This window comes from Candidatus Tectomicrobia bacterium (assembly GCA_016192135.1).
GTDB lineage: Bacteria > UBA8248 > UBA8248 > UBA8248 > UBA8248 > 2-12-FULL-69-37.
In genome coordinates this window covers 78,325-97,024 of record JACPUR010000038.1, presented here as the reverse complement: position 1 = coordinate 97,024, position 18,700 = coordinate 78,325, and the positions used below count along the sequence as shown (strand labels likewise).

Genomic DNA, 18,700 nt, shown 5'->3' with positions numbered 1-18,700 from the left:
TAGTCTCGCCGCCCCTGGCCGGGCGGGTTCGGGAAACCCGCCCGATTTGTTATGCTGGCGGGGGAATTTCCGAAACTCCCGTCTCCAAGGAGCTGGACGTTGAGCGATCTTCTTTCGGCCGGGCGCACCCACACTTGCGGCGAGCTGCGCGCCACGGACGTGGGGCGCGAGGCCGTCCTCATGGGATGGGCCCAGACCTGCCGGGACCACGGCGGCCTCATCTTCATCGACCTGCGCGATCGGGGCGGCCTCACCCAGGTGGTGGCCGATCCCTCCCTGAGCGCCGAGGCCCACAAGCTCGCCGAGCGGGTCCGCCCCGAGTGGGTGATCGCCGTGCGGGGAAAGGTCATCCCCCGGCCCGAGGGGATGCGGAACCCGAACCTCGCCACCGGCGAGATCGAGGTCCGCATCACCGAGTTGGAGATCCTGAGCGAGGCGAAGACCACGCCCTTTCCGCTCGATGACGAGACGGACGCCAACGAGGCCCTGCGCCTGCAGTACCGCTACCTCGACCTGCGGCGCCCCTCGCTCCAGCGCAACTTCTTCCTGCGTCACAAGGTCACCCAGGTGGTCCGGAACTACCTCTCGGATCACGGCTTCGTGGACATCGAGACGCCGGTCCTCACCCGGAGCACGCCCGAGGGCGCGCGCGACTATCTCGTGCCGAGCCGCCTCGCGCGCGGCAGCTTCTTCGCGCTGCCGCAGAGCCCCCAGATGTTCAAGCAGATCCTCATGGTGGCGGGCTTCGACCGCTACTATCAGGTGGTCAAGTGCTTCCGCGACGAGGACCTCCGGGCGGACCGCCAGCCGGAGTTCACCCAGATCGACATCGAGTGCTCCTTCATGAACCGGGAGACCTTCTTCGGCCTCATGGAGGGCCTCGTGAAGCTCGTGTGGAAGGAGGCGCGGGGCGAGGAACTCAAGATCCCCTTCGACCGCATCCCCTACAAGGAGGCCGTCGAGAAGTACGGGACGGACCGCCCGGACCGCCGCTTCGGGATGGAGCTCGCCACCATCACCGACGTGGCCGCCGCGAGCGATTTCAAGGTGTTCAAGGCGGCCGTGGAGAAGGGTGGCGCTGCGCGCGCCATGCGCGGGCTGGGCATGGCCTCGGCCTCCCGCAGCGAGATCGACGGCCTGGTCGCCCGCGCCCAGGAGCTGGGGGCCGGAGGCCTGGCGTGGGTGAAGCGCACCGATAAAGGCTTCGAGTCGAACATCGTCAAGTTCTTCCGGGAGGGCCAGATCGAGGAGATCGCGCGGCGCACCGGAGCCGAGGCGGGCGACCTGATCATGATGGTGGCCGACGCTCCCGCCGTGAGCGCCGCCGTGCTCGGCCAAATCCGCCGGGAGCTGGGGGAGAAGCTCGGCCTCACCGGCAAGCCCGGCGAGCACTTCAGCTTCTGCTGGGTGGTGGATTTCCCTCTGCTGGAATGGGACGAGGAGGAGAAACGTTACTTCGCCTGCCACCATCCGTTCACTGCCCCCGTGCCCGAGGATATTCCGCGCTTCGAGTCCGAGCCCCTCGCCATCCGGGCCCAGGCCTACGACATGGTGGTGAACGGGATGGAGCTCGGGGGCGGCAGCCAGCGGATCCACCGCCGCGACGTGCAGCAGATGATGTTCAAGGCGCTCGGGCTGAGCGAGGAGGAGGCGCAGCAGCGCTTCGGCTTCTTCATGGAGGCCCTCGAGTACGGCACCCCGCCCCACGGCGGCATCGCCTTCGGGCTTGATCGGATGACGATGCTCCTGACGGGAGCCCCTTCCATCCGGGACGTGATCGCCTTCCCCAAGACCCAGAAGGCGACCTGCCTCATGACCGGCGCGCCCGCGGCGGTGGACCCCAGGCAGCTCCGCGAGCTGGGCATCGACGTCCTGCCCGGCCGTTGAGGACGGGCGGCATGGGCGCGCGGAAGGCGCGAGGCGGAGGCGGGGGAAAGCCCCCCCAGGGCCGCCTCCTCGACCTCCAGGAGATTCTCCGGGGCGGGGAGGGGAAGCCCGTCCCCCGGGGCCACCGCTCGGGCTTCGTGGCCATCATCGGGCGGCCCAACACCGGCAAGTCCACCCTCCTCAACCGCATCCTGGGGCAGAAGCTCGCCATCGTGACCCACAAGGCGGGCACCACGCGGCGGCGCCTCCTCGGCGTCCTGACCCGCCCCAAGGCCCAGGCCGTCTTTTTCGACACGCCCGGCCTCGAGCGCCCCGGCTCAAAGCTGGGCCATTTCCTCCTGGAGGAGGTGAAGGCCGCCTGCGCCGGGGCCGACCTGGTGCTCTTCATGACGGACGGCCAGGAGGAGGGGGCCGACCTGGGGGCTCTCTCCCTCATCGAGCAGTCGAAGGCGCCGGTCTTCCTCCTCGTGAACAAGGTGGATCGCATCACGGACAAGCGGAGGCTCCTCCCCCTGCTGGAGCGCTACGCGGCGGCCGGGCGCTTCGAGGAGATCTTCCCCATCTCGGCGCTCAAGGGGGACAACGTCGACCGCGTGCTCGACGCGCTCTGCAAGCGCCTGCCGGCGGGCCCGCGCTATTTCCCGGAGGGAACCTTCACCGACGCGCCCGAGGCCCTGGTCGCCGCCGAGTTCATCCGGGAGCAGATCTACCGCCAGATTCACCAGGAGGTGCCCTACGCCGCGGCGGTCAAGGTGGTGGAGATGGAGCGAGACCTGAAGACGGGGCGCCTGCGCATGGAGGCGGAGATCTACGTCGAGCGGGAAAGCCAGCGGGGCATCGTGGTGGGGAAGGGGGGCGAGCGGATCAAGGCGCTCGGCACGGCCGCCCGGAAGGAGATCGAGCGGCGGCTCGGCGAGAAGATCTTCCTGGGGCTCCAGGTGCGGGTGCGGCCCAACTGGCGCCAGCGGGACGCGGCGCTCGATGAGCTGGGCTACGGGACCGGGGAGGCGGAATAGCGGCGGAGGGGAGAACCCCGCGGACGCAGAAGCGCCTCGGGCTTCAGGGTGACGCCGCTTACGGTTTAGGGGAGCTGTGCTCGGCTCAGCGGTTCGCCGCGCGGAGGCGCTTCTTGCGGGCCGCCAGGACCTTGCGCTTGCGGCGGACGCTCGGCTTCTCGTAGTACTCGCGCTTCTTGATTTCGCTGAGGATGCCGGACTTCTCGCACTGCTTCTTGAACTGCTTGAGCGCCTTGTCGATCGATTCTCCCTCGTGTACCTTCACTCCGGGCATACGGGTTTCCTGCCTCCTCTCTCGATGAATTTCGCGGCGGCCCCAAGAAAAGCCTCCGAGGTATCCCATACTTGAAAAATTCCGTCAAGGACCGCTCTTTCAGGATTTCCGAGGTTCGCCGTGGGCATCCGAGAAGATGAGGCCGTCGTCCTGGGCGCGGCGCCTTACTCGAACACCAGCCTCATCGTCAGCCTCCTGACCCGGGGGGCGGGCAAGGTGCGCCTCGTGGCCAAGGGGGTGCGCTCCCCCAAGAGCCGGGTGGGCGTCGGCCTCGAGCCGGCCACCCGCGTCCACCTCGAATGGTTCGAGAATCCCCGGCGGGAGATGGGCACCCTGCGCAAGTGCGAGACCATCGCCGTCCACCGCCGGCTGTGGGAGGACCTGGAGGCCATGCGGGCGGCGGGGCGGATGCTGGGGGCGGTGGACCGCGTCCTCGGGCCCCACGAGGGCGACGAGGGCCTCTTCGGGCTCCTCGGGGCGGCCCTGGGCGCCCTGGACGAGGGGATGGCGCCGGGGGGGCTGGAGGCCCTCTTCCCCGTGGTCCTGCTCCAGGCCCTGGGGCTCGAGCCCGCCCTGGCCTATTGCCCCGAATGCGCGAAGACGCCGGGAGGGGAGGCCGCCATGCTGGACGCCGCCTCGGGGGAGCTCCGCTGCCGCCGCTGCCCCCTCGCGCCCACCCAGGGCATCCGCCTCCGGGCCGGGGCCATCGCCACCCTCCAGGAGGCGCTGCGGCTGGGCCCCAAGTCCCTGCGCAGCCTCCAGGTGCTCCCCTCGCTCCAGCCCGAGGTGCGGCAGGCGGCGGAGGCTTTCCTGGCCTACCACACCGGGGCCTCGATGGCGCCCCGGAGGAGGGGCAAGCCCCGGGCGGCGTTGACGGCCAGGCGCCGGGGAAGGTAAATCAAGCCCCCGGCGATTTCCGGGACGGATTCGCATCGCGAGGCGAGAGTGTTGCGCGAGATACTGATCCCGATGCTCCAGGAGGCCTTCGAGGCCGCCCGCGCCAAGGGCGAGCTCTCGGCCGCGGAGCTTCCCCCCATCGTCATCGAGAACCCGCCGAACGAGGACTTCGGCGACTATTCGACCAATCTCGCCATGCTCCTCGCCAAGGCGGAGCGCAAGGCCCCGCTCGTCATCGCCGAGCGCCTGAAGGCGCACCTGAAGGGGGAGGGTATCCTGGAGGAGGTCAAGGTCGAGCGGCCTGGCTTCCTGAACTTCTACCTCAAGACCGATTTCCTCGCGGCCCGCCTCTCCGGGGTGTTGGGAAACCTCAAGGGCTACGGGCGGAGCCGGATGGGGGAGGGAAAATCCGTCCACCTCGAGTTCGTGAGCGCGAACCCGACGGGCCCCCTCCACGTGGGGCACGGCCGGGGGGCGGCGGTGGGGGACTGCCTCGCGCGGGTTTTGGAGGCCACCGGCCACCGGGTCCACCGCGAGTACTACATCAACGACGCGGGTCAGCAGTGGCTCACGGCGGGCCGCTCCGCGATTATCCGCAAGCTTCAACAAGAGGGCGTCGAGATTGAATTGCCGGAGAACCATTACCCGGGGGACTACATCTCAGACATCGCGGCCAGCAGCACATACACCCAAAAAGTATTTCCCAAAGGCGGGATTACACTCGGTGCGTTGGACGACGAAGAGCTGATTAAGGCCTCCGCCACGGTGACCTGCGGCTCGATTTTAGACCAAATCCGCCGCGACCTGGAGGCCTTCCGGGTACGCTTCGACGAATGGTACAACGAGGCCGCCTTATACGAGGGGGAGAACCTGGTCCGGCAGATGTTGGATCAACTTCTAGGAGCCGGGAAAATTTACGAGAAAGACGGGGCCAGGTGGCTGAAATCCACGGATTTCGGGGATGAAAAAGACCGGGTCGTGGTGCGCGAGGATGGGCGCCCCACCTACCTGGCCTCGGACATCGCCTACCACCATTTAAAGTTCCAGAAGAACTTCGACCGCTACATAAACATCTGGGGGGCCGACCACCACGGCTACCTCGCCCGGGTGAAGGCCTCCCTCGCCATGCTGGGCCACGACTCGGAGAAGCTCCACGTCCTCTTCATCCAGTTCGTGAACCTCAAGCGCGGCGACCAGCCCGTCTCGATGGGCAAGCGCAGCGGGGACGTGGTCTGGCTCCAGGACGTGGTGGACGAAGTGGGGGTGGACGCGGCCCGGTTCTTCTTCCTCCTCAGGAGCGCCGACACCACCCTCGAATTCGACCTGGAGCTGGCCAAGCAGCAGTCGAGCGAGAACCCGGTCTACTACGTCCAGTACGCCCACGCCCGGGTGGCGAGCCTCTTCCGGCAGGCGGCCGAGCAGGGGATATCCGCCGAGGGGCTGGACGGGGTGCCCCCGGGCTCCCTCCATCTTCCCGAGGAGCACCGCATCGCCCGGGCCGTCCTGGAGTGGCCGGGGGTGGTGCGGCTCGCGGCCGAGCGCCTGGAGCCCCATCACCTGACTTTCGCGTTGATTAGTCTCGCCAAACAGTTCCACGGCTACTATAATCGTCACCGGGTCCTGGGACAGGAAGAAGCCGTGACGCGCGCCCGGCTGGCCCTGGCGCGCGTCGTCCAGGCCGTGCTCGCCCAGGGCCTGGATCTCCTCGGGGTGAGCGCCCCGGAGCAGATGTAGCCCCATCCTCCGCCCGGAGGCAGGGTTCGATGCCGCGTCGGGACGAGGCGCCTTCCTCCGAAACCCGTCTCATCCGCCTCACCCTATCCAAGCTTCAGATCGGGCTCATGGCGGCCGGCCTGGCCGCCCTGCTGGCGGCCGCGTTCGGCCTGGGCTCGCTGCTGGGAGGCCGCGAGGCGGACGAACGGGCCGCCGCGCCCGGCCGGACCACGGTCGTGCGGCTCGACCCTCCTCCCGCTCCCGCCGCGGGGGAAGCCGTCCCGCCCGACCCCCAGTTCTACAAGGATCTCACCGCCCCCCCGAGACCATTTCAGGAGGCGTCGCCCTCCCTCATCCGCCTTCCCGACGGCAAGGAGCCGCCCAAGTCCCCCGCGCGCGAGGCGCAGGAGCCTCCCGCCGTCCGCGTCCCACCGCCGGAGCCGGAGGGGGCGGCGCCCCGCGAGGAGGCCCGGCCCCAGGCTCCCGCCCCGGCCGCGCCCCGGGGCGAGGTAAAGGCGCCCGAGCCGCCCTTCTCGAAGGACGGCCCGCCCAAGTTCACCATCCAGGTGCTGTCGGCGCGGGAGCCGGGCCAGGCGGAGCGCCTCCTGCGCGAGCTGCTCCGCAGGGGCATCCCCGCCTACATCGAGCGGGCCGACCTCGGCCCGCGGGGGGTGTGGCACCGGGTCCGGGTGGGGCGCTTCTGGAGCCGCGCCTCGGCCGAGCAGACACTCCAGGACCTCCGGCGGAAGGCGGTGCGGGGGGCCTCGGTGGTGCCCTTGTAGGGCCGAAAAAGCCCGGCGGCGCGGGCCTCCTTGACACTCCGGGGAGGGGGTTCTTAAGATATCGGACTCCCGATTTTCGGGAGCGGAGGATTTTCAATGAGTTCCCGGCGGTTCCCGGCCTGGCTGGTCAAGCGCCTGCCCAACCCCAGCCTGGCGCATGAGGTGAAGGCCCTCATGCGGGAGAAGCGCCTGCACACCGTCTGCGAGGAAGCGCACTGCCCCAATCTCTTCGAGTGCTTCTCGCGCAGCACGGCCACGTTCATGATCGGAGGCGATGTCTGCACCCGCACCTGCGGCTACTGCGCCGTGCGGAAGGGGACGCCGCTCCCCCTCGATCCCGAGGAGCCGCGCCACGTGGCCGAGGCCGCCCGGCGGATGAAGCTGCGCCACGTGGTGGTCACGATGGTGAACCGCGACGACCTGCCCGACGGGGCGGCGGGCCATGTCGTCGAGACGATCGAGGCTCTCCGGGAGCACATCCCCGGCGTCAGCGTCGAGGTGCTCGTGTCGGACTTCATGGGCGATTTCCACGCGGTGGAGAAGGTGGTGAAGGCCAGGCCGGACGTCTTCAACCACAACATGGAGACGGTGCGGCGGCTCTTCAAGAGCATCCGCCCCAACGGCAGCTATGAGCGCTCCCTGCGCGTTCTTGGAATGGCGCGCGAGATGGGCATGACGACCAAGAGCGGGATCATGGTGGGGATGGGGGAGACGGAGGCGGACGTCGTCTCCCTCATGGACGACCTGTGCCGGCCCGAGGTGGACTGCCAGATCATGACCATCGGGCAGTACCTGGCGCCCCGGGCCAAAGCCATCCCCATGAAGGAGTACATCCACCCGGACGTGTACGATCGCTACCGGGAGGCGGGCCGGGCGCGGGGCTTCGCCCACGTGTTCGCCGGGCCCTTCGTCCGCAGTTCCTACAACGCCGAGGAGGCGCTCCACGCCGCGCAGGGCTGCCATGGCGGGGAGCTGCACGGAGACCCCGAGGCGCGCCGCTTCATGACGCCGGACGGCACCGGCCGGAACGTTCCCGCGCCCTCCCCGAGGCGCATCCCTCTCGCCATTGCCCGGCGCGGATAGCCCCCATGCATGAGTTCCAGCGCATCACCCGCCTCCCCCCCTACGTGTTCGCCGTCGTGGACGAGCTCAAGCTCTCCGCGCGCCGGAAGGGGGAGGACATCATCGACTTCGGCATGGGGAACCCGGACCTCGCCACGCCGCCCCACATCATCGAGAAGTTGGTCGAGGCCGCCACCAACCCGCGCAACCACCGCTACAGCGCCTCGCGCGGCATCACCAAGCTGCGCGCCGCCATCGCGTCTTGGTACGGCCGGCGCTATGGCGTGGAGATAGACCCGGAGAAGGAGGCCATCGTCACCATCGGGGTGAAAGAGGGCATCTCGCACCTGGCCCTCGCCATCACCAATCCCGGCGACCTGGTGATGGTGCCGAGCCCGACCTACCCGATCCACACCTATGCCATGGTGCTCGCGAACGGGAACGTCATCCACGTGCCCCTCTCGAAGGGAGACGACTTCTTCGAGAACATGGTGAACGTGATCCGGCCCATCTGGCCGAGGCCTAAGATCCTCATCCTGAGCTTCCCGCACAACCCGACGACGGTGTGCGTGGACATCGAGTTCTTCAAGAAGGTGGTGGCCTTCGCCAAGGAGTACGACCTCATCGTCATCCATGACTTCGCTTACGCCGACCTGGGCTTCGACGGCTACATGCCGCCCAGCATGCTCCAGGCGCCCGGTGCGAAGGACGTGGCGGTGGAGTTCTTCTCCCTCTCGAAGAGCTACTCGATGGCCGGGTGGCGCATCGGCTTCTGCGTGGGCAATTCCCAGCTCGTGGACGCACTGCGAAAGATCAAGAGCTACCTGGACTATGGCGCCTTCCAGCCCATCCAGATCGCCTCGATCATCGCGCTGAACGGGCCGCAGGAGTGTGTGGAGGAAATCCGCCAGACCTACGAGCGCCGGCGGGACGTGCTCTGCGACGGCCTGAACCGCATCGGGTGGCACATCGAGAGGCCCAAGGGTACCATGTTCGTGTGGTCGGAGATCCCGGCGCCTTACCGCGAGATGGGCTCCATCGAATTCTCCAAGTTCCTCATCAAGGAGACCCAGGTCGCGGTCTCGCCCGGCATCGGCTTCGGCGAGCTCGGGGACGGCCACGTCCGCTTCGCCCTGGTCGAGAACGAGCATCGCACCCGCCAGGCCCTCCGGAACCTGCGCAGCGTCTTCCAGGAGAAGACCCAGAAGCGGGCCGCCAGTTGAACGCACGGAACGCGGCGCCATCCTCCGAAATGAAAACCATCCGCGTCGGAATCCTGGGGCTTGGGACGGTGGGGAGCGGGGTGGTGAACCTCCTCCACGATCAGCGGGAACTCATCCGCCGCCGCCTGGGAGCGGAGGTCGTGGTCCACCGCATCTCGGACCGCAGCGTCCACGCCAAGAAAAAGACTGCCAAGGGCGTCCCGCCGGACCGCATGGGCACCGACGCCGAGGCCCTCATCTCGGATCCGGAGGTGGACATCGTCGCCGAGCTCATCGGGGGGCTCGGCGACGCCCGCAAGCACATCCTCTGCGCCATCGGAAAACGCAAGCCCGTCGTCACGGCGAATAAGGCCGTCCTCGCCGTCCACGGCGAGGAGATCTTCGCCGCCGCCGAACGGGCGGGCTGCCCCCTGGGCTTCGAGGCCTCGGTGGCGGGCGGCATTCCCATCGTCCGCAACCTTCGCGAGGGCTTCGCGGCCGACCGCATCGAGAGCCTGGCCGGCATCCTGAACGGCACCTGCAACTACATCCTGAGCGAGATGACCGAGAAGGGGGCGGACTTCGAGGAGACGCTCAAGAAGGCGCAGGAGCTGGGCTACGCCGAGGCGGACCCCGCCTTCGACGTGGACGGGGTGGACGCTTCCCACAAGATCGCCATCCTCGCCAACCTGGCCTACGGGACGCCGGTGGACGTGAGCGGCTTCATCGTCGAGGGCATCCGCTCCGTCACGGCGGCGGACATCGCCTTCGCAAGGGAGCTGGGCCGCCGCATCAAGCTCATCGCCATCGCCCGGGAGACGAATGGCAAGCTCGACATCCGGGTGCACCCGGCCATGCTGCCCGAGCGCCACCCGCTCTCCCAGGTGGGCGGGGTGTACAACGCCGTGGCCGTCTCGGGCGCCAACGCGGGCCCCCAGGTGTTCATCGGCCGGGGGGCCGGCTCGGCGGCCACCGCCAGTGCCGTGGTGGGGGACATCATCGAGGTGGCGCGCTGGCTGCGGAGCGGGGGGCAGGCCCGCCTGCCGGCGGCGGCCTTTCTCCCGGACCAGCGCAAGCGGCTCGAGGTGCTGACACCGAGCCAGATGCGCTCGTCCTACTACGTCCGCTTCGCCGCCCTGGACCGCCCGGGTGTCCTGAGCCGCATCGCCGGCGCCTTCGGGGCGCACGAGATCAGCCTCATGAACGTCATCCAGAAGGGCCGGGCGGGCCGGGAGGACCACGTGCCCCTCGTCATGCTGACGCACGAAGCGGTCGAGGAGGACATGCGGAACGCCCTGCGCGAGATCGCGCGCCTGGACGTGGTCCGGCCCGAGTATGCGATGATCCGCGTCGTGCCCGACGGGATGGCCTTCGTCTGAGGCGCCCCTCCGCCCGCTTCGCCATGAAAGCCGCTCATCCATGAGAAAAGTCCTCGCGATTATCGGCGGCGGCATCGCCGACCGGCCCCTGGGCGAGCTGGAGGGCCGCACCCCGCTCCAGGCGGCAGCGACGCCCGCGCTGGACCTCCTCGCCTCGAAGGGGGAGGCCGGGGCCTGGCGGCCCGCACCCGATGGCGCCCCGCCACGGGAGGAGGCCCTCCTGCGCGCTTTTCTCGGAATCGACGTGCCGCTCCCCTGGGGGGTGCTGGAGGCCGGCGGGCTGGGAATCGAGCTGCGCGAGGGGGAGGTGGCCTTCCGGGCGGACTTCGTCTGCCTGCGGCCCGGGACGACCAGCGTGGTGATGTTCGACCCGGCGGGCCTCGGCGTCTCCGATCAAGAAGGCGCGGGCCTCGTGGAATACCTGAACGCGCAGATGCCCCCCGATCCCGGCGAGGAGATCCGCCTGCACCCGCTCGGGGGCAACCGGGCGCTCCTCATCTACCGCAAGGAAGGCGCGGGCCTTTCCGTCCGCTCGCTGGAGGGGTTCACGCCCCCCGAGGAGATCCGGGGGCTTCCAATCGGGGACCACCTGCCCCAGGGGGAGGAGGCGCGGCGCTTCGTGCATTTCGTGAGCGACTCCCAGATGATCCTGGCCGCCCATCCCGCCCTTCAGGAGCGCGTCCAGGGCGGGCGGTTCGCGGCCAATAGCCTATGGCTCTGGGGCGGGGGCACGAAGCCCGGCTTGGCGCCCCTCGCGGACCTCCTGGGCGGGCGCAGGTCAAGCATCGTATCCTCCTCGGGAGCCCTGGCCGGGCTGGCCCGACTGACGGGGGCGGGGGTGGTGATGCTGCGGGACGGGGGGAGCCCGGCGGCCGACTCCGTGCGGCGCGCGATGGCCTCCAACGACTTCGTCCTCGTCTGGCTCGATGAGGCGGGCGAAGCCTCGGGCCGCGGCGACCTCGAGGCGAAGATCAAGGCCATCGAGCGGCTCGACGCGGAGATGATTGGGCCGCTCCTGCGGGACCCGGGCGCGGGCGGGCCCTGCCGCATCCTCGCCGCGGCGGGCGCCGCCGCCTCGGTCGAATCCCTCTCGCGGCTCGCCGGGCCCGCGCCTTACGCGCTGGCGGACTGGGAGGACGGAAAGCTCCGGCCCCCGTCCCCTCCGGGCGGGTTGAGCGGACTCTGGCGCAAGCTGCGAGGGGAAGGCGCCCCGGCGGCCCCGGGCCCGAGAATGTTCAGCGAACTGCTCTGCGCGACGGCGAAGCTCCTGGAGCCCCGGGCGCTGCGCCGGCGCCTATTGGAGAACTAGCGAATGCCGGGCATCCAGCCCCCGCCCCGGGGGCTCATCGTCCAGAAGTTCGGGGGCACTTCGGTCAAGGACCTCGACCGCATCCGCGCCGTGGCCGGGCGGGTCGCCGCCGCCCGCAAGAAATGGCCGCGCGTCATCGTCGTGGTGAGCGCAATGGCGGGGGAGACGGACAAGCTCCTGGGCCTCGCCAAGGGCCTCTCCTCCGCCCCCCAGGGGCGGGAGGTGGACCTCCTCCTGACCTCGGGGGAGCGCATCACCAGCTCCCTCATGGCCATCGCCCTGGACGCCCTGGGGGTGCCGGCCATCTCCCTCACGGGGGGGCAGGCGGGCATCCGCACCGAGGGGGACCACACCCGGGCGAGGGTGCGGACCATCCGGCCCGAGCGCATCCACCGCGAGCTCGAAACCGGAAAAGTGGTGGTGGCGGCGGGCTTCCAGGGGGTGGACCAGTTCGACGAGGAGACCACCCTGGGGCGCGGGGGCTCGGACCTGACCGCCGTGGCCCTCGCGGCGGCGCTTGAAGCGGATTTGTGCGAGATTTATACCGATGTGGACGGCGTCTACACGGCCGACCCGCGCATCGTGCCGGCGGCCCGGCGCCTGGGGCGCATCTCCTTCGAGGAGATGATGGAGCTGGCCTCGCTGGGCGCCAAGGTGCTCCAGCCCCGCTCCGTGGACCTGGCGGCCAAGTACCGGCTGCCGCTCGTCGTCCGCTCCTCATTCGACGAAGGGGAAGGGACCTTGATCACGCCCGAGATGGAAGGCATCGAGGCCCCCGCGGTGAGCGGGGTGAGCTGCGACGTGAAGCAGAGCAAGCTGACAGTCATCGGGGTGCCGGACAAGCCCGGCATCGCCTCGGCGCTCTTCGGGAGCCTGGCCGACAAGTCCATCGCGGTGGACGTGATCGTGCAGAACGTGAGCGAGGGGGGGCTGACGGACATCTCCATCACCGTCAACCGCGACATGGCGGGCGAGGCCGAGCGCATCCTGCGCGAGACGCTGCCCGAGCTCGAGGCCTCCCGCATCACGCGCGACGACGGGGTGGCCAAGGTCTCCCTCGTGGGCATCGGCATGAAGAGCCAGGCGGGGGTCGCCGCGCGCGCCTTCCGCACCCTGGCCAAAGCCGGCGTCAACATCATGATGATCTCGACCTCCGAGATCTCCATCTCGGTCGTCGTCCTCCAGGAGCAGGCCCACGCGGCCACCCAGGCGCTGCACAAGGAGTTCGTCGGGTGAGCCATCCGCCCACCTTCCAGGAGGTGATCCTGGGCCTGGAGCGCTACTGGGCGGGGCAGGGCTGCCTCATCCAGCAGCCCTACGACATCGAGAAGGGCGCCGGCACCATGAACCCGGCCACCTTCCTCCGCTCGCTCGGGCCGGAGCCATGGAAGGTCGCCTACGTCGAGCCCAGCCGCCGGCCCACCGACGGCCGCTACGGCGAGAACCCGAACCGCCTCCAGCACTACTACCAGTACCAGGTGATCCTGAAACCCTCGCCACCGGACGTGCAGGAGCTCTACCTCGGCAGTCTGCGCGAGTTGGGCATCGACCCCCTGGAGCACGACATCCGCTTCGTCGAGGACGACTGGGAGTCGCCCAACCTCGGCGCCTGGGGCCTCGGCTGGGAGGTCTGGCTGGACGGCATGGAGGTCACCCAGTTCACCTATTTCCAGCAGGCGGGGGGGCTCGACCTCGACCTCATCTCGGCCGAGCTCACCTACGGCCTCGAGCGCATCGCCATGTATCTCCAGGGGGTGGAGAGCGTCTACGACCTCGTCTGGGTGCGGGACGGAGAGAATGTCGTGAAGTACGGCGACGTCCACCACCAGACCGAGGTCGAGTTCAGCCGCTACAACTTCGAGGAGGCCGACGTGGCGCTCCTCTTCGACCTCTTCAACAAGTTCGAAGCCGAGGGGGAGAAGCTCATCGCCAAGGGCCTCACGTTCCCGGCCTACGACCAGGCGCTCAAGTGCTCCCACGCCTTCAACCTCCTGGACGCCCGCCGCGCCATCAGCGTGAGCGAACGGGCGCGCTACATCGGCCGCATCCGCAAGATGGCCCGCGCCTGCGCCGAGGCCTACATCGAGTCGCGCCGTAAGGCGGGTTTCCCGCTCATCCAGGACAAGGGCGAGCGGGAGCGGTGGGTGAAGGCATACGCGCAGAAATTCGAGCCCCAGGCCGCGACGGCCTGAGTCTGGGAGACCCTTTTGGGCAAGGAACTTCTCTTCGAGATCGGGACGGAGGAGATCCCCTCCGTCTACATGCCCGGGCTCCTCGCGGCGCTGAAGGAGAAGGCCGAGGCCGCCTTCAAGGAAGCGCGGCTCGGCTACAAGGGTCTCTCCACCCTGGGAACGCCCCGCCGCCTCGTCCTCCACGTGGAGGACCTCGCCGAGCGCCAGGAGCCCCTCTCCCAGGAAATCCTCGGCCCCCCCGTCTCCGCCGCCTTCGACAAGGACGGCAAGCCCACCAAGGCCGCCCTCGGCTTCGCCAAGACCAACGGTGTCGAAGTATCAGCCCTCCGCCGCAAGCAGACGGAGAAGGGCGAGCGGCTGATGTTTTACAAAGAAGAGAAAGGATTGCCCTCCGATGAAATGCTCAAGATTATCCTCACTTTATTTATTGTTCGGTTGCCCTCGCCAAAATCCATGCGGATAGGAGAAAGTAAAGCAACATTTGTCCGTCCGGTTCGGTGGACATTAGCCCTTTATGGGGAAAGTGCCATTACATTTCGACCGCTTCCTGCAGGCATAGGTACAACACCTTTCCCAGGATCTGGCTCCACCACCCGCGCCCACCGCTTCATGGCCTCAGACGCCACATTTCAAGTAAAAGATTTCAAGGAATACCTGAAGGTTTTGCGGGAAAACTTCGTCGAGCCCGACCCCGAGCGCCGAAAGCAGATAATCCGGGAGGACCTCCAGGCAGAAGCCGGGAGGGTCGGAGGGCAGCCGGCGGCGAGCCCCGGTGCCGTCGAGCGCCTGGTCGAAAAGGTGGCCTTCCTGGTGGAGTGGCCCTTCCCGGTGGCCTGCCGGTTCGAGGAGCGCTTCCTGGACCTCCCGGAGGAGGTCATCATCTCGACGCTTGAGGTGAACCAGCGCTGCTTCGCCCTCCGGGGGAAGGACGGCGGCAGGCTCCTCCCCGACTTCGTGGGCTTCAGCAACACGAAGGCGCGGGACATGTCCGTCGTCCGCAAGGGCTACGAGCGGGTGGTGCGGGCGCGGCTCGAGGACGCCGAATTCTACTGGAAGCTCGACCTCAAGACCTCGCTGGACGAGATGGCCCAGCGCCTGCGGGGCGTGGTCTACCATCCCCGCCTCGGCACGAGCTTCGAGAAGGCCGAGCGCTTCCGGCTGCTCGCGGGGTGGCTCAGGGAACGGCTTTTCCCCGAGCGGGGGCGGGACTTCACCGTCCAGGTGGGGGAGGCCGCCCGGCTCGCCAAGGCGGATCTGACCAGCGGCATGGTCGGGGAGTTCCCCGAGCTCCAGGGAAAGATGGGGGAATACTACGCCATCCGCGCCAAGGTGGACCCCGAGGTCGCCAAAGCCATCTTCGAGCACTACCTCCCGAGGGGGGAAGGGGACGCGCTCCCTGCGGGCCACATCGGCGCCCTGGTGGGGATGGCCGACCGGATGGACACCCTGGCGGGGATGATCGGCCTGGGCTACCTTCCCAGCGGCTCGGAGGACCCTTACGCCCTCCGCCGGGGGGCGAACGCCATCCTCCAGATTGCGATGGCGAAGGGCTACCGCCTTTCTCTCCCCGAGTTCGCCGCCCAGGCCCTGGAGCCCCTCTACGCCAAGTTCAAGGACAAGCAAGGGGACGTGCTGGCCCGCCTCTCGGACTTCCTGCGGGACCGGCTCAAGGCCGTCCTCTCCCGGGAGGGCGCTCGCGGGGACTTGGTCGAGGCGGTGCTCTCGGCCTCGGAGGGGAAGGGCTGGCACGACCCGGTGGACGCCCGGGCCCGCCTCAAGGCCCTGGAGAGGCTGGCCGCCAGCGCCGAGACCTTCGAGCCCCTGACCACCACCTTCAAGCGGGTCTCGAACATCGTCCGCCAGGCCCGGGCCGAGGGGAAGGCCGGGGAGGCGGGGCTCGGGCCCGTCGAGCCGGGCCTGCTGGCGGAGCCCTCCGAGAAGGGCCTGGCCGAGGCCGCCGGGAAGGCCGTCCGGGAGGTGGAGGGGCTGCTCGCCCCCCACCGGAGCGCGCGCCGGAGCGAGGTCTCCTCCGTGGAGGCGGCCTACGCCTCGGCCACGGCCCGGGTGGCCGGGCTCCGGCCGGCCGTGGACCGGTTCTTTGACGATGTCCTCGTGATGGCCGAAGATGCGGCCGTCCGCCGCAACCGGCTGGCCCTCATGGCCCAGGTGGCGGGCCTCTTTTCTCCCGTGGCGGATTTTGCCAAGATTCAGGCGCGCCCCACGTCCTAGCCGGGCGCGCGTTTCATTCACCGCCGCTTATTCCTCATCCCTCGGGGTTTCTCCAGGAGGATGGTTTCATGGCCGAGAAGAAAATGGTTTACGCCTTCGGGGGGGACCGCACGGACGGCGGCGCAGGCCTGCGCGATCTCCTCGGGGGCAAGGGGGCCAACCTGGCCGAGATGGCCAGCCTGGGCATCCCCGTCCCTCCGGGTTTCACCATCACGACCGAGATGTGCCTGGAGTACCTCAAGAGCAAGGCCATGCCGGCCGGGCTGTGGGACGAGGTGAAGCGCCAGATGGCCCGCCTGGAAAAAGCGATGGGCGCGCAGTTCGGCGGCGGGGAGAACCCGCTGCTCGTGAGCGTCCGCTCGGGCGCCCGGGCCTCGATGCCCGGCATGATGGACACCATCCTCAACCTGGGAACCAACGACAAGACGGTGGAGACCCTCGCCAAGAAGACGGGCAACCGCCGCTTCGCCTACGACAGCTTCCGGCGCTTCATCAACATGTTCGGGAACGTGGTCCTGGGGATGAAGCACCACGACTTCGAGGAGCGGATGAACGCCCTCAAGGAGCGCCGCAAGGCGAAGACCGATCTGGACCTCACCGCCGACGACATGGCCCAGCTCGCGAAGGACTACGAGGCGCTGGTCAAGGAGAAGACGGGCCGCGGCTTCCCGCAGGACCCCTACGAGCAACTCCAGCTCGCCGTCGAGGCCGTGTTCAAATCCTGGAACAACGAGCGAGCCATCACCTACCGCCGCCTCTATAACATCCCCCACACCTGGGGGACCGCGGTGAACGTGCAGTGCATGGTGTTCGGCAACATGGGGGACGACTGCGGAACGGGCGTGGCCTTCTCGCGCAACCCCGCCACGGGGGAGAAGGCCCTCTACGGCGAGATCCTCTTCAACGCCCAGGGGGAGGACGTGGTGGCCGGCATCCGCACCCCCGAGCCCATCGCCACCCTCAAGGACCGCATGCCCAAGTGCTTCGAGGAGTTCGTGGCCATCGCCCGGCGGCTCGAGGAGCACTACAAGGACATGCAGGACATGGAGTTCACCATCCAGAACGGCCGCCTCTTCATGCTCCAGACGCGCAACGGCAAGCGCACCGCACCCGCGGCCGTTCGCATCGCAGTCGAGCTTGTGAAGGAGGGCCTCCTCGACAAGCGAGGCGCCCTCAAGAAGGTGGACGCCGACAGCCTCGATCAGCTCCTGCACCCCTCCATCGACCCCGCCCAGAAGCTCAATGTCATCGCCAAGGGCCTCGGGGCCTCCCCCGGCGCGGCGGTGGGGAAGGTGGTCTTCACCGCCGAGGACGCGGTGAAGCGGTCGGCGGCCGGGGATGCCGTGGTGCTCGTGCGGAACGAGACGAGCCCGGAGGACATCAAGGGCATGAACGCGGCCCGGGGCATCCTGACCGCGCGGGGCGGGCTCACCTCCCACGCCGCCGTCGTGGCCCGGCAGATGGGCAAGTGCTGCGTCACCGGGTGCGGCGAGCTGGACGTGCGCACCGCCCAGAGGGTGGTCCGGGCGCGCGGCCTGGAGATCAAGGAGGGGGACTGGATCTCCCTGAACGGCACCACGGGCGAGGTCATCCTCGGACAGGCGAAGCTCAAGGCGCCCGAGCTGGCGGGGAACTTCGCCACCCTCATGTCCTGGGCCGACGAGGTGCGCACCCTGGGGGTGCGGGCCAACGCCGACACCGTCAAGGACAGCGAGGCCGCCGTCAAGTACGGCTGCGAGGGCATCGGCCTCTGCCGCACCGAGCACATGTTCTTCGAGGGCGACCGCATCGACTCGGTGCGCGCCATGATCCTCGCCGAGAACGAGGAGGGACGCCGCAAGGCGCTCGCCCGGCTCCTCCCCATGCAGCGCGAGGACTTCCTCGGCATCTTCGGCGTGATGAAGGATCGTCCCGTCACCATCCGCCTGCTGGACCCGCCCCTGCACGAGTTCCTGCCCAAGACCGAGCAGGACATGAGGCAGGTCTCCAAGCTGCTGGGGGTGAGCGCCGAGGCGGTCGCGCACGCGGCCGAGGTCCTCAAGGAACAGAACCCCATGCTCGGCCACCGGGGCTGCCGCCTGGCGGTCACCTTTCCGGAGATCTCCGAGATGCAGGCGAGAGCCATCATCGAGGCCGCCTGCGAGATGAAGAAGAAGGGCGTCAACGTCTTCCCGGAGATCATGATTCCGCTCACCGCCGGCGTCGCCGAGTGGGAGTACAACCGCAGGCTCGTCCAGGAGACGGCCGAGAAGGTCATCCAGGAGAAGGGCGTCCAGGTGCGCTACCTCATCGGGACGATGATCGAGATCCCGCGCGCGTGCCTGGTGGCCGGCCAGATCGCCGAGACGGCCGAGTTCTTCAGCTTCGGCACGAACGACCTCACCCAGCTCACCTACGGCCTGAGCCGGGACGACGCGGGGCGCTTCCTCCCCGAATATATCGAGAAGAACCTCATCCCGCGCGATCCCTTCGTGGCCATCGACCGCGAGGGGGTGGGCGAGATGGTCCGCATCGGGCTCGAGCGGGGGCGCAAGAGCCGATCCGGCCTCGAGATCGGCATCTGCGGCGAGCACGGGGGCGAGCCTTCCTCGGTGGAGTTCTGCCACCTGGTGAAGATGGACTATGTCTCCTGCGCGCCCTACCGGGCGCCCATCGCCCGCCTCGCCGCCGCCCAGGCCGCCATCGATCACGGGGCCTACCAGCGCGTGGAGGTCCATTGATCCTCCGGACGGAGGGCTAGGGCCGGCGTGGAGACTCA

Annotated in this window: 14 protein-coding genes; 13 read left to right on the top strand and 1 reads right to left on the bottom strand. The window is 68.8% G+C overall.

All coding sequences use genetic code 11. The features are described 5' to 3' along the window. The first annotated feature begins 99 nt into the window (after positions 1-99). Positions 100-1,887: an aspartate--tRNA ligase gene (aspS, locus tag HYZ11_16125; protein MBI3129134.1), complete on the top strand. Its 1,788-nt coding sequence runs from the start codon at positions 100-102 to the stop codon at positions 1,885-1,887. Between the two features lie 11 nt (positions 1,888-1,898). After that, a complete protein-coding gene (gene era / locus HYZ11_16120; GenBank protein MBI3129133.1) occupies positions 1,899-2,903 on the top strand; it encodes a GTPase Era in 1,005 nt (334 codons plus the stop codon). Positions 2,904-2,988: 85 nt separating this feature from the next. On the opposite strand, the gene HYZ11_16115 is transcribed toward era, so the two are convergent. Next, positions 2,989-3,177, bottom strand: a complete 189-nt coding sequence (locus tag HYZ11_16115) for a 30S ribosomal protein S21 (GenBank protein MBI3129132.1) — start codon at positions 3,175-3,177, stop codon at positions 2,989-2,991. 120 nt (positions 3,178-3,297) lie between these two features. Here HYZ11_16115 and recO point away from each other — a divergent pair, with 120 nt between their 5' ends. The 11 genes from recO (at position 3,298) to HYZ11_16060 (ending at position 18,662) form a co-directional block, all read left to right on the top strand. Then, positions 3,298-4,074, top strand: a complete 777-nt coding sequence (gene recO / locus HYZ11_16110) for a DNA repair protein RecO (GenBank protein ID MBI3129131.1) — start codon at positions 3,298-3,300, stop codon at positions 4,072-4,074. A gap of 51 nt (positions 4,075-4,125) precedes the next feature. Then, a complete protein-coding gene (locus HYZ11_16105; protein MBI3129130.1) occupies positions 4,126-5,808 on the top strand; it encodes an arginine--tRNA ligase in 1,683 nt (560 codons plus the stop codon). A gap of 29 nt (positions 5,809-5,837) precedes the next feature. Next, the gene (locus HYZ11_16100) at positions 5,838-6,569 is read left to right on the top strand and encodes an SPOR domain-containing protein (GenBank protein MBI3129129.1); all 732 of its coding nucleotides are present in this window, start codon (positions 5,838-5,840) and stop codon (positions 6,567-6,569) included. Between the two features lie 96 nt (positions 6,570-6,665). Then, positions 6,666-7,652, top strand: coding sequence for a lipoyl synthase (gene lipA, locus HYZ11_16095; protein ID MBI3129128.1), 987 nt, complete (start codon positions 6,666-6,668; stop codon positions 7,650-7,652). A gap of 5 nt (positions 7,653-7,657) precedes the next feature. After that, positions 7,658-8,854 carry an aminotransferase class I/II-fold pyridoxal phosphate-dependent enzyme gene (locus tag HYZ11_16090; GenBank protein ID MBI3129127.1) on the top strand — a complete coding sequence of 399 codons (1,197 nt, stop codon included), beginning with the start codon at positions 7,658-7,660 and terminating at the stop codon, positions 8,852-8,854. 29 nt (positions 8,855-8,883) lie between these two features. Then, positions 8,884-10,212 (top strand): homoserine dehydrogenase, encoded by a 1,329-nt coding sequence (locus HYZ11_16085; protein ID MBI3129126.1) that lies wholly within the window; start codon positions 8,884-8,886, stop codon positions 10,210-10,212. 40 nt (positions 10,213-10,252) lie between these two features. Continuing rightward, positions 10,253-11,521, top strand: coding sequence for a hypothetical protein (locus HYZ11_16080; protein MBI3129125.1), 1,269 nt, complete (start codon positions 10,253-10,255; stop codon positions 11,519-11,521). Positions 11,522-11,524: 3 nt separating this feature from the next. Beyond that, entirely contained in the window at positions 11,525-12,757 is a 1,233-nt protein-coding gene (locus HYZ11_16075) for an aspartate kinase (protein ID MBI3129124.1), read from the top strand. Then, on the top strand, positions 12,754-13,713 hold the full coding sequence (gene glyQ / locus HYZ11_16070; GenBank protein MBI3129123.1) for a glycine--tRNA ligase subunit alpha: 960 nt from the start codon (positions 12,754-12,756) through the stop codon (positions 13,711-13,713). The genes HYZ11_16075 and glyQ overlap by 4 nt, the downstream gene beginning before the upstream one ends. Before the next feature lie 15 nt (positions 13,714-13,728). Further along, positions 13,729-15,942 (top strand): glycine--tRNA ligase subunit beta, encoded by a 2,214-nt coding sequence (locus HYZ11_16065; protein ID MBI3129122.1) that lies wholly within the window; start codon positions 13,729-13,731, stop codon positions 15,940-15,942. Between the two features lie 68 nt (positions 15,943-16,010). Then, the gene (locus tag HYZ11_16060; protein MBI3129121.1) at positions 16,011-18,662 is read left to right on the top strand and encodes a pyruvate, phosphate dikinase; all 2,652 of its coding nucleotides are present in this window, start codon (positions 16,011-16,013) and stop codon (positions 18,660-18,662) included. Positions 18,663-18,700: the final 38 nt, after the last annotated feature.

Bases quoted from the DNA above. Each gene is read 5' to 3' on its own strand.
- era (MBI3129133.1), top strand. From the start codon at position 1,899: ATGGGCGCGCGGAAGGCGCGAGGCGGAGGCGGGGGAAAGCCCCCCCAG.
- HYZ11_16115 (MBI3129132.1), bottom strand. From the start codon at position 3,177: ATGCCCGGAGTGAAGGTACACGAGGGAGAATCGATCGACAAGGCGCTC.
- HYZ11_16100 (MBI3129129.1), top strand. From the start codon at position 5,838: ATGCCGCGTCGGGACGAGGCGCCTTCCTCCGAAACCCGTCTCATCCGC.
- lipA (MBI3129128.1), top strand. From the start codon at position 6,666: ATGAGTTCCCGGCGGTTCCCGGCCTGGCTGGTCAAGCGCCTGCCCAAC.
- HYZ11_16090 (MBI3129127.1), top strand. From the start codon at position 7,658: ATGCATGAGTTCCAGCGCATCACCCGCCTCCCCCCCTACGTGTTCGCC.
- HYZ11_16085 (MBI3129126.1), top strand. From the start codon at position 8,884: ATGAAAACCATCCGCGTCGGAATCCTGGGGCTTGGGACGGTGGGGAGC.
- HYZ11_16080 (MBI3129125.1), top strand. From the start codon at position 10,253: ATGAGAAAAGTCCTCGCGATTATCGGCGGCGGCATCGCCGACCGGCCC.
- HYZ11_16075 (MBI3129124.1), top strand. From the start codon at position 11,525: ATGCCGGGCATCCAGCCCCCGCCCCGGGGGCTCATCGTCCAGAAGTTC.
- HYZ11_16060 (MBI3129121.1), top strand. From the start codon at position 16,011: ATGGCCGAGAAGAAAATGGTTTACGCCTTCGGGGGGGACCGCACGGAC.